Genomic DNA, 11345 nt, shown 5'->3' on the forward strand with positions numbered 1-11345 from the left:
TCACTGCAGCACCTCTGCATTAACCCAAAATATTTTTCATGCCAAGCTATGGTCACACCAGCACCTCTGCATTGAAAAATAATGGCTGTCGAGACTTTCCTTGACAGCCTGAGCACGCCCTAACGGCGTGCTATTTTTATGGAGTGGTAATATGCAGCGACCATTTTTTTCAAAGCATCTTCTTGATATTTTTCAAAGGCAATAATAAAACAGGTTGCAGGTCCAGATGATTTTAATACGTCAAGATTCGTATCAAGCATATCTTCTGTAAATTTTTTATCGGTAAACATCTGATTAAACTCATGTAAGATTCCTTTTGAACCAACAGGCCATACCATTATGTCATCAAGTTTAGCCACTTCTCCAAACATAGATAAAGGGACAACCTGGTCTGTTTGATTTATTACTTCATTCCCAACCAAAGGGCTGCCGATAACAGCGAACATCAGCTCATTAGAAAAAGGTTTTTCCGAATTTATTGTTATAGCCTTTTTACCGAGAACGACCAATCCTAGCGCAGATTGTTGTAAAGAAAAATTACTTTCTGTACTGCCTGTTATCGAAACATCCTCGAGGTATAATTCTGCTAAACCAATTTTGATACCCTTTACTATATTGCCCCAGGCCTTATCTCCACAAAAATTATGAACGACAACGGAAAATGGTAGCCCTCCTGCTGCGATACATTCCATTGCAGCTACTCTAAACGAGTAATATGCTACTGTTTCGTACGAAACCTGTACAAGGTCTGCAGCTTTCATTCCTATTGCACCGCTATTATCACTTGCGATGAGTAGCGACTCTTCACTCGTTAACGGCACCGTAATGATATCTCTCATAATTTCACGTCATGATTCAGTATATCTGGTTTTACTAAAGATCGTAGTCTCTGAATTGCCGCTAAAGCAATAACCGTATTGATGATTGAACCAATTAACAACGACGGAACGAGTGCTATATAAAAAGCTATATTCATAATGATGATAAACGGCAGAGGTGCAGCGAATGTATTGGCAAGAACAAATAGAATACTAGCAGTGCTCTTTTTATTCTTTTTATAAAGTACACCGAAAATATAGACAAGCAGAGCCATTTCGATTGCGATCAACAGGTGCATGGGCCCTAATGGGAAACCTGAGATGAGAGCAGATAACAAATGTCCTAAAGCACCGACAATTGCTCCTGCCCCGCTGCCTAACAAGGCAGCAGCCAGTAATGCTGGAAAAACATCAAAAGCCACACTGCCTACAATTGCAGGTATTTTAATTGCAGCGCCAACTGCAGACAATGCTGAAAACAATGCCAGTAAACTTAGCATTCTACTTTTCATCTTTACGTTTCCCATCCCTAAAAACATTTGCACTTCTTACATATTCTACATCTTTTACATTGAGTCGATAGTTTACCACCCTTGCTAATGCAAAGAAATAGTCGGAAAGACGATTAAGATATTTTAATGCTAATTCAGGCGTTTTCTCCCCGGTCTTCATTAATGTAACAACCAATCTCTCTGCTCTTCTTGTCACTGTCCTAGCAATATGAATTGACGCAGACGGTTTCGTTCCGCCGGGTAAAATAAACTTCTCCAGCTCTGGAGCTTCTTGAATATATTCATCGATTTTGTTTTCTAGATAGTCAATCGCTTCCTTTTCCAGCTTATACTCAACTTTATCAGAAACATTGGCAAGATCCCCGCCACAATCAAATAATTCATGTTGAATCTTCTCAAGATCAGCTAATACATCTTTAAAAATTTCAGTATCAAGCTCTGTCACTACCTGACCGACAAAACAATTTACCTCATCAACCGTTCCGTAAGCTTCAACCCTGATGTCATCCTTGTCGACTCTTCCTCCAATAATACTAGTCTTTCCTTTGTCACCAGTCCTTGTATAAAGTCTCATAACTTCTCATCCCCCGTTTTTTTGATTGTTTGATTTAATCCATACCAAATAATGTCTACTTTATCTGCTTTAGCTGCAAGGTCTTGATAAGCCCAGCCTGTTACATCACGCCATACTCGATTCTCTTTCTCCATTGGGACAATTCCTTTTGTGATATCATTCCCAACCACGACAAGATTTCGGCTAACGTCTGCTTTCTCCCAAGTAAGCCAATGGTTCAGGGTCGTATTCCAGATTTCAAGACACCTGTAAGAATCATAGTTTTTTGTTAACTCTTTCAACCAAATTTCAATACCCTCAAGAACGAGCAAATTACTTTCTATTTGAATAATGTCAGCCTTCAGCTGATGGTCCCTATAGGCTGAAAACCAAGTACCATTTAGTCCGTACTTCTCCTTTACCCAAGCTCTTTTGCCGTTAAAGGCACCTCCCGTAATAAAGTGCAACGGTCACGCCTCCTTAATGCTTCTCTTTCAAAAACCAGTTCATAGCCTTGATGATGAGGTGCTTGCCACGACCAAAAGTCTTCAGCCTGAGGTGCAAATTTTGATAATAAATATCTAATTGTTCCACCATGAGTAATAATTGCACATCGTTGATGGTTTTGAGAGAGAATCGTTTCAGTAATCTTATCCCACCCCACTGAAATCCTGCTTGTGAATTCTCCAAATGACTCTCCTTCTGGAGGACTGTAAGATTTAGGATCCGATAGCCAACGTTGGTATTGGGGAACTTCTTTTAATTCTTCATAGGTTTTTCCTTCCCATTTACCGAAATTCATCTCTCGTAAATGAGATAAAAGATTTACATGTTTATTTGGAAATAGTATAGTTGCAGTCGTAATGCACCTATGCAAATCACTAGAAAAATATAAATCGTAGTTTTCGCTTGTGCTAATGTCGTTTGATTTGGGATCTAGAGGGGAATCATTCCACCCAAGATAGGCTTTCCGTTTATTCTCCTCCGTTAAGCCATGACGAAATAATGCAATAACCACAGTGTCATCCATAGAAACAACTCAGTCCCTTCTACTGCTGCACCTAAAATATCACCCGTAATTCCACCAAACCACTTTATCGCTTTTTGTCGGCAAAAAAGCAAAATAATAACTGCCATAACAATCATGATGGAAAAGTAATAAAATCCACCACCACCCCAAAACAAGAGAGCAAAGAATCCAATGATATATATAAAATAGGTCCATAAATCCTTTGGTGCTGCGGCACTCTGAAAAAGCACTCCCAGTCCTTCTGCTTTTGCTGACTTTACGGTTAATAAAAGCAGCCCCATAACGCTTTTACTTAATAGAGGTATTGCGGCAATCATCAGATAAGAAGTAGCATGTACATTTACAGTGATCTCATAAATAAATAGAAAACGGCTGCTTAATAAAACAATGACCGAGATGACACCAAATGCACCAGTTCTTGGATCGCTCATGACCTGTAGTCGCTTTTGCTGGTCTTTGTATGAAAAATAACCGTCACTTGCATCCATCCAGCCATCCAAGTGGATTCCGCCTGTTAACAAAATACTCATTATCCATAACAAGAATGCTGCCGCGAGATTGGAAAAAGGTGTATATTCCAGCAATATATAAAAAAAGGAAGCATATAGGCATCCTTGAAACAAACCTAGCAGCGGGAAAGCTTGAACAGCGCTTCTTAGATGATGTTTGTCCATTGGTAATTCAAGGTGAACTGGTATGGCAGTGAAAAATTGCAGATTAATCAAGAAACCCTTTAGAAACTTTCTCATTTCTGGCACCACTTGATGATGATGTCATTTAACAACTCCACGTTTAAATGTTCCTTCATTTGAGCAGCAATATCGTCATATCGTTTATCTTTGTATTCTTTAATACACGTGGTTTCTTTCGTATGTAATCCTTTTCTTTTCCGGATTAGGTTTAGCCAAGTATTTCTCCAGTCGTCATTATGAAAAAGATGATGAAGATACGTCCCAATGATTTGACCATTCCTGCCATAATATCCTTCTTCGTTTCCATTCTCAAGCAATAGAAATGAGCAGCTTTCCTTGTGTAAAATGGTTTTTCCTAAGTGAATTTCAAACCCTTCTACCTTTCTATCAGGCGACAAACCTGTATGTTCGTGGTATACACCAGCACTTCTGACCGTTTCTTTTTCTTCATAAAAGATTGTCGTCGCTGGTATCCACCCCAGTCCTTGTTCTTTACGATTGGGTATTCCCGTATCTAAACCAGCTTCATCAATGATTTCATTCCCGAGTATTTGATAACCACCACAAACACCAACTATATAACCGCCATTCTCAATATGGTTTTGTATTAAAACGTCTAACTTTCTATCTTTTATACTCTTTAAGTCATTCATAGTGCTCTTCGTACCAGGAATGATAACAGCATCCGGTTGACCAAAATCAGAAGCGTGCTTCACCCAGCGGATGGACACATCTTCCTCATACAAAAAAGGCTCCAAATCACTATAGTTCGAGATAAACGGAAGCTGAATAACGGCGATATCAAGGGTTCCCTTTTTACGCGTTGAAAACTGATTGTCGATTGACAAGGAATCCTCGCCATCGATCATATGATTCTCAACGTATGGAAGAACACCTATTACGGGTATACCGGTTTTCTTTTCCAACCAGTCAATCCCATCTTCAAATAAGCTGATATCTCCGCGAAATTTATTAATGATTACTCCAGCCACTCTTTGTCTTTCTTCTGGCTCTAAAAGCTCAAGCGTACCAACAATGCTAGCAAAAACTCCGCCACGATCGATATCTGCAACAAGAACAACTGGAACGTCCGCAAGCTCAGCAACCTTCATATTCACAAGTTCGCGATCCTTCAAGTTGATTTCAACCGGACTTCCAGCCCCTTCTATGACCACTAGTTCAAATTCATTTGATAACCTGTCTAAAGATTTCTTTATTACATCTAGCCCTTTTTCGTAAAAAGTTTCCCGATACCCTCTGCCAGAAAGAGTTTTCAACGACTTACCCAAATACACGATCTCTGAATCTTGATTCGAACGGGGCTTTAATAATATAGGATTCATCCAGACAGTTGCCTCAATTTTTGCAGCCTCCGCCTGAATTCCTTGTGCTCTCCCAATTTCTTTCCCGTCTCTTGTCACATAAGAGTTATTGGACATATTTTGAGATTTGAAGGGTACAACTTTTTTACCTTCATTGGCAAACATTCGGCAAAGGGCTGTCACAATGAGACTTTTACCTACATCAGAGGCTGTTCCTTGTATCATAACTCCTTTCATTTTCTATCTCCCTTCATGTGGATCGGTATTCCTGCTTCTACTAAAAAGGCTTGATCAGCTTCCTTCACCAACTGTTGATGGATTTTTCCAAGGATTCGCGCATAGGAGAAAACAAGACCATTCTCTGATATTGATTCATTGAAAACCTCATTACTAACAACAATTAAAACTTTTGCTCTATCTCGTATATTATTTATGCCTGTCGAGATTGTTTTCATTACATCTGCTAAGAAAGACTCATCCCTTATTTGATTAGAAGAAAACAGTTCATTATTTAAAAGGGTCGTTACGCAGTCAAGTAGAATAATATCCTCATTGTTAAAAAGATTTGCACTCTCACCAATATTATGTGACTGTTCAATCGTTCTCCAACGAAACTTTCCACCCTCTCGGTCACGCTGGTGCTTTGTAATTCGGTCCTGCATTTCCGGGTCGGAAGCCACACCGGTTGCTAAATAGTTTAATTGTCCTCCATTTTCGTTTACGAGTTTTAAAGCCATTTCTTCAGCGAAACTGCTTTTCCCGCTCCTTACCCCGCCTGAAATAAAAATTAAGGAAGCTGGCGCCATTCCAACAATACCTCCATTAATTTACTATTTTCCTCCTTACTTTTTATAGCAAAGCGCAGCCACTTTCCTTCTAAACCAGGAAAGTTAAACGTATGGCGGGGAATGATTCCCTTCTGTAATAGGAATTCAAATAAGGTACTTTGTTCTTTTAGAGTTGAATCACGTAACAAATAAAAATTGACTTGCGAGGAAGTAACCTGAAAAAGATTTTTCTTAAAAAATGGAAATAACCTTTCCCGTTCTTCCGAAATATAGACTTGAGTCTCTTTAACATATTCTTCATTTTGCAAACATAGTTCCCCTGCCAGTAAGGCAATGGTATTGATACTCCAATGCGGCTGGTATTTGCTAATTTCCGCTATTAAAGATGGACCAGCAGCCATATATCCTAGACGAAGGCCGGGAATACCAAACATTTTTGTCATTGACCGTATAATGATTAAATTTGAAAACGTATTGATATATGGAATAAAAGATTCATAGTCTACTAAAAAATCATAGAAAGCTTCATCCAAAATCACAAAACAATTTTGTTTTTCACATTCCTGAATGATTGAAAGTACCGTTGACACTGGATATTGAATGCCAGTAGGATTGTTCGGATCACACAAAAATAAAGCGTCTGCATTCATTAAACTTGGAAGTAATTTATCCAGACTTAATTCAAAATTTGGTTCCTCCAATTGATGATACTGGACCTCACAATCGTTAGCACAACATGCCTTTTCGTATTCAGAAAAAGAAGGCTCTACCACTACAACCTTTTTCCCCGAGAGAAACCTCGCAATAAGTGTAATAAGTTCTGCTCCTCCATTTCCAATTAGAATGGAATCAACAGAAATTTGTTCTTTTTGGGCAATTCTATTCTTAAGCTTTTCAGCAAATGGATCTGGATACACGGTAATTTCTTGATAGAACTCATTCCATTTATCTTTTAACGCAGGTGGCGGGCCTAGTGGATTAATATTTGCACTAAAATCAATATATTTCTCTGGGAGCGAAAGTCCAAGCGATTTATAAAGGTGCTGCGGATTCGAACCATGTGATGGCAAATTCATAAATCATCCCTCCTATCCATAACCATAATAAAAATAATAAAACCGTTTTATCTAAAATCTTATTTGCCAATAAAATATGCTCTGCCTGAATAGGTACCAAAGGCTTCCCCATCTTTGCCCGGTTTGAAATGACTCCCTTGTAATAGTTAATTCCGCCAAGCTGAACACCTAAAATTGCAGCAACAGCCGCTTCTCCCCAGCCACTGTTTGGACTCGGGTGCTTTTTTGAGTCACTGAATAATATTTTCCACGCCTTTTGATAGTCCATTTTTAAAGGTTTCTTTCCTATTAACATGGTGATTCCGGTTATTCTGCTAGGAATCCAGTTCATCACATCATCCCATTTAGCAGATGCCCAGCCGAATTCTTTAAATCTATCATTCATATAACCTACCATCGAATCACAGGTATTCGTTGCACGGTACACCATTGCCAGCGGCGCACCCCCAATTAGTGCCCAAAACAACGGTGCAGTCACCCCGTCACTCGTATTTTCGGCCACTGTCTCAATTGCTCCTCGCGCGATTTCACCTTCATTTAATGTTTCCGTATCTCTACCAACAATATAAGATAATTTTATTCTTGCTCCAGGTAAGTCACCCGCCTCTAAGGGACCATATACATCTAGAGCTGCTTCCTTTAGACTTCTTTGCGCAATGGTAGTCGAAATAATGATACTTTCAACAGCAATCCCCACAATCGGATGAAGCTGATAACTTAATACAACAACGACCATGACAGTCAAAAATACAATCAATAAAACAAAAAGGAGCATAACTACCCCTTTAAATCTTTTATTATTTCCATAATTTAAGCGTTTTTCAAAGAATGATATTAACATTCCTATCCATCTTACAGGATGCGGCCAATGGGGTGGATCTCCTACAACCTTATCAATGAAATACGCTATGGTAATGGCGATTAAATGATGAACAATCATAATCTTTTCCTCTTTTGAGATTTTCGGATACCCTCAATCGTGCATTCGTAAACAGCTTTTCCAATTAATTTGCCTAATGGCGTAATCGTCCCCGCATACTCCAACAACTCACCAGTCTGAGTAGCAGCAATTAAAATACTATCTGTTGAGGTACCCGTTGCTATGGTACCTGTCACCACATCATGAATGTTTAAATCATGAAGCGCTTTGGTTTTTGCTTCGGTTGCCGTCATAATACTTTGAATAAATGCTTCCTCGGTTAATTCTCCATTAACAAAAATCCACGTATTGATTGTGCCTGGCACCGCTTCAAATGTGTGGAGATCACTTTTGGATGCGTCTACTGCGTTCCCAACACCAGCAGTTACAACAACAAATATAGAGAATCCTGTCCCTTCAAAGTACTTAAATGTTACATCCTCAAGGAAAACTGCGGTCATCATCCCTACTGTTTCAGACGGTTCGAAACCATTCGCTTTTAAAAAGAGGGCCATTTCGGCTCGGTGATCGCTGCAGTTATAGTCTTTTCCAACATGGCGATTGACAAAAGCAGGGTGCCAGCCTGTTCCGGAGCCTACAACACCTGAAGACATCGTCCTTAATGGAACAGGCGATATTAATTCGATAAATTCATCGGTTACACGCAACAAACCATCATTTATTTGTATATTCTTCTTAACCTGGTTTTTTTCTGGTAATAATACCATTTGAGGTGCGGGTACTCTCGGATGAGGATGTTTCTGGATGTCAGTATGATAAACAGCCCGTATTCTCTCTTCCCGAAGCACTTCGTTCGGAATATGATTTATATTTATGCTTCCATTTTCGAGCAACAGCAGTCGATCACAATATAAGCCTGCAAGGTTTAGATCATGAAAAATGGATAGGACGGTTAGTCCTGTTTCTGCCGTCCAATTCTTTAATAAATCCAATAATTCTTTTTGATAGGATAGATCTAAATGGTTCGTTGGTTCATCTAATAGGAGAATTTCAGGCTCTTGGGCCAATGCCTGCGCTAAAAATACTCTTTGTTTTTCCCCGCCGGAAAGTTCTTGTATCGTTTTATTCTGTAATGAAGTGATGCCTGTTTGCTTCATGACCTTCTGGACAATACTTTCATCCTTTTCTCCCCAGGTCTGAAACCATCCAGTTTGATGGGCATAGCGGCCAAGAGAAACTGTTTCTTTTACAGTATAGGAAAAAGATTGTGATGAATGCTGAGACAAAACAGCTACAATTTGAGCAAGCTGTTTTGAATGATACTCCTTCAGGCTCCTGCCTTTAATGTAGATATCTCCTGATACAAATGGCAAGATTCCGCTGATCATTTTTAATAAGGTGGTTTTACCGCTTCCATTCGGTCCCAAGATACCGAATAATTCACCTTTTTGAACCTCAAAAGAAATATCTTTCAGTATATATTCATCTGAATACCCGCCTGCAACATGTTGAACGTTAAGCATCCCTTTATCCACTTCTTTCCATTCTTTTTCTCTGTAATAGAATTAGTGCAAATACCGGGGCACCAATTAATGCCGTTATGACTCCTATCGGCAACTCAGTTGGAGAAATAATTGTTCTTGAGATTAGATCGGCTAGAATTAAAAAACCACTTCCAGTAAGGATGGATAATGGGAGCAGGTGCCTATGGTCTGGTCCCCATAATAATCTTGAAAGGTGCGGTATTACCAGCCCAACAAATCCAATTGTTCCTGATACCGCAACCGCCGCGCCAGTTAATATCGACCCTGCTGTTAGGATAATCAGTTTTCTTTTTTGAACATTTACACCTAAATGGTGGGCACGTTCCTCACCAAAGGACATGGCATTTAATTCTTTGGCATTGAAAATAAGTATGATAGAACCAAGTACAAAAAAAGGTAAAATAATTCTTATGTATTCCCAGCCTCTCATCGATACACTTCCGAGTAACCAGCCAATAATTTGTCTTAGCTCATCGCCCGTTAAGGCAATCATAAGTGAAATGAAGGCACCGAGAAAGGAACTAAAAATGATTCCCGTTAAGATAATGGTTTCCACTCTCATCGAGCGTTCAATTTTACGCGCGAATGCGAGAACTAAAAAAATGGTAGCCCAAGAAAACAAAATACTGAGTAATGGAAGGGTAAAGCTGCCTATGATTGGAAGTGATATTTGAAAAAATAAAGTTAATACTGCCCCAACAGATGCACCGGATGATACGCCTAAAGTATATGGATCTGCTAAAGGATTCCTTAAAAGTCCTTGAAAGGCTGCACCAGCAATTGCGAGAGACGCCCCTACTAATCCAGCCAAAATGACTCGTGGCAGCCGGATATTTAAAACGATACTTGAAAACATCGGGTCGATTTGATCAATTGATATAACTCCAAAGAGCTTTGACAACAAGATTTGAATAATGGTGAAGATAGGAACCGAAACGGTCCCTATCGAAATTCCTAATAAAACGGAAAAGAGGAGGAAACTTCCTGCAATGACATAGGCTATTACTTTATTATTTAAAAACTTCTGGATAGACAGCCTTTGCAAGATCCTCGACTCCTTCAACAATCCTTGGGCCAGAGCGGGTCACACGATCAGAATCTACATCGATGACTTGCTTATTCTTAATGGCATTGACATTTTCCCAGCCTTGTCTGGATAACACTTGCTGTGCAGCATTTTCCGTATAATAACCATATGTAGTAATGATGACATCTGGATTTCGGCCAATCATTTCTTCTTGATCGATTTTAATCCAGCCTTCTTGGTCATTTGCAATATTTTCAGCATTAATAAAAGTAATCATATCATCCATAAATGTGTTTTTTCCTGTTGTGAACACTTCAGGAGCAGGGGATACCTCTACTAATACTTTTTTCTTTTCTTTGATTTCTCCAGCCTTTACTTTAATTTCTGCCAATTTGTCTTTCATACTCTTAATTAGTTCGTCCGCTTTCTTGGACTCACCCGTCGCCTTTCCAATCATAGCAATCGAATCATAGACCTGCTCAAAATTTTGGGCATCATTTATAACTAAAACAGTTAGCCCCGCATCTTTTAACTGTTGCAGGCCTTCTGTCCCATTCATTGCAGAAGCATGTGCTAAGACTAGATTGGGCTGCAATGAAATTATTTTTTCGATATTAATTTCCATCCCGCCGATTTTCTCTTTTGTTGCTGCTTCTTCAGGATAATTATCAAAATCGGACACACCTACAACTTGATCTCCAAGTCCGAGTGCAAATGCAATCTCTGTATTACTAGGAATCAATGATACGATTTTTTCAGGTTTTGCCTTAATCGTAACCTCATTATCAACTGCATCTTTAATGGTTACAGGGTAAGCTGTTTCCTCTCCTTTTTGCTCGGTGCTGCTGTTCCCTTCATTCTTACCTGTTTCCTTTTGTTCACCACATGCTGTTAAAGCAGCAATAGTTAACAAAAGAATCAATAATAACGATGATAATTTTTTCATTTTTCTTCCCCCTATGACTTCTGTCAAAATACATCACAAAAAACTGCACCCGAAAAAATTTTAGAAAAGGCTGTGTTAAACTTGGCTGTTGATTTACGCTCCACTAAGGGAAGCTTCTTTGAATATTCACCGCAGGGACAGGCGTTCTTTGCCTGTC

At 39.2% G+C, this 11345-nt stretch carries 13 protein-coding genes; all 13 read right to left on the reverse strand.

Annotated features, from left to right (window positions below):
- Positions 1 to 119: 119 nt before the first annotated feature.
- Genes BANA01_RS28255 through BANA01_RS28315 form a run of 13 tightly spaced genes read right to left on the reverse strand, consistent with a single transcriptional unit; the run spans position 120 to position 11188 of the window.
- Entirely contained in the window at positions 120 to 839 is a 720-nt protein-coding gene (locus BANA01_RS28255) for a hypothetical protein (RefSeq protein ID WP_063255602.1), read from the reverse strand.
- The gene (locus tag BANA01_RS28260; protein WP_369689653.1) at positions 836 to 1318 is read right to left on the reverse strand and encodes an ECF transporter S component; all 483 of its coding nucleotides are present in this window, start codon (positions 1316 to 1318) and stop codon (positions 836 to 838) included. Before BANA01_RS28260 ends, BANA01_RS28255 begins: the two co-directional genes overlap by 4 nt.
- A 1-nt stretch (position 1319) precedes the next feature.
- Positions 1320 to 1904: a cob(I)yrinic acid a,c-diamide adenosyltransferase gene (locus BANA01_RS28265; protein ID WP_063255604.1), complete on the reverse strand. Its 585-nt coding sequence runs from the start codon at positions 1902 to 1904 to the stop codon at positions 1320 to 1322.
- Entirely contained in the window at positions 1901 to 2350 is a 450-nt protein-coding gene (locus tag BANA01_RS28270; protein WP_063255605.1) for a bifunctional adenosylcobinamide kinase/adenosylcobinamide-phosphate guanylyltransferase, read from the reverse strand. Before BANA01_RS28270 ends, BANA01_RS28265 begins: the two co-directional genes overlap by 4 nt.
- A complete protein-coding gene (locus BANA01_RS28275) occupies positions 2302 to 2901 on the reverse strand; it encodes a histidine phosphatase family protein (RefSeq protein WP_235847264.1) in 600 nt (199 codons plus the stop codon). Before BANA01_RS28275 ends, BANA01_RS28270 begins: the two co-directional genes overlap by 49 nt.
- Positions 2871 to 3662 carry an adenosylcobinamide-GDP ribazoletransferase gene (gene cobS, locus BANA01_RS28280; RefSeq protein ID WP_063255607.1) on the reverse strand — a complete coding sequence of 264 codons (792 nt, stop codon included), beginning with the start codon at positions 3660 to 3662 and terminating at the stop codon, positions 2871 to 2873. The genes BANA01_RS28275 and cobS overlap by 31 nt, the downstream gene beginning before the upstream one ends.
- Positions 3659 to 5164, reverse strand: a complete 1506-nt coding sequence (locus BANA01_RS28285; protein WP_063255608.1) for a cobyric acid synthase — start codon at positions 5162 to 5164, stop codon at positions 3659 to 3661. Before BANA01_RS28285 ends, cobS begins: the two co-directional genes overlap by 4 nt.
- A complete protein-coding gene (locus BANA01_RS28290) occupies positions 5161 to 5733 on the reverse strand; it encodes a bifunctional adenosylcobinamide kinase/adenosylcobinamide-phosphate guanylyltransferase (RefSeq protein WP_063255609.1) in 573 nt (190 codons plus the stop codon). The genes BANA01_RS28285 and BANA01_RS28290 overlap by 4 nt, the downstream gene beginning before the upstream one ends.
- Complete coding sequence (gene cobD, locus BANA01_RS28295; RefSeq protein WP_063255610.1) at positions 5715 to 6791, reverse strand: threonine-phosphate decarboxylase CobD; 1077 nt, start codon at positions 6789 to 6791, stop codon at positions 5715 to 5717. The genes BANA01_RS28290 and cobD overlap by 19 nt, the downstream gene beginning before the upstream one ends.
- Positions 6748 to 7731, reverse strand: coding sequence for an adenosylcobinamide-phosphate synthase CbiB (cbiB, locus tag BANA01_RS28300; protein ID WP_063255611.1), 984 nt, complete (start codon positions 7729 to 7731; stop codon positions 6748 to 6750). Before cbiB ends, cobD begins: the two co-directional genes overlap by 44 nt.
- Complete coding sequence (locus BANA01_RS28305) at positions 7728 to 9194, reverse strand: adenosylcobinamide amidohydrolase (RefSeq protein WP_063255612.1); 1467 nt, start codon at positions 9192 to 9194, stop codon at positions 7728 to 7730. Before BANA01_RS28305 ends, cbiB begins: the two co-directional genes overlap by 4 nt.
- A 4-nt stretch (positions 9195 to 9198) precedes the next feature.
- Positions 9199 to 10260 (reverse strand): FecCD family ABC transporter permease, encoded by a 1062-nt coding sequence (locus BANA01_RS28310; RefSeq protein WP_063255613.1) that lies wholly within the window; start codon positions 10258 to 10260, stop codon positions 9199 to 9201.
- On the reverse strand, positions 10226 to 11188 hold the full coding sequence (locus BANA01_RS28315; protein ID WP_063255614.1) for an ABC transporter substrate-binding protein: 963 nt from the start codon (positions 11186 to 11188) through the stop codon (positions 10226 to 10228). The genes BANA01_RS28310 and BANA01_RS28315 overlap by 35 nt, the downstream gene beginning before the upstream one ends.
- Positions 11189 to 11345: the final 157 nt, after the last annotated feature.

It is taken from the genome of Neobacillus niacini NBRC 15566 (genome assembly GCF_001591505.1).
Classification (GTDB): Bacteria; Bacillota; Bacilli; order Bacillales; family Cytobacillaceae; genus Neobacillus; species Neobacillus niacini.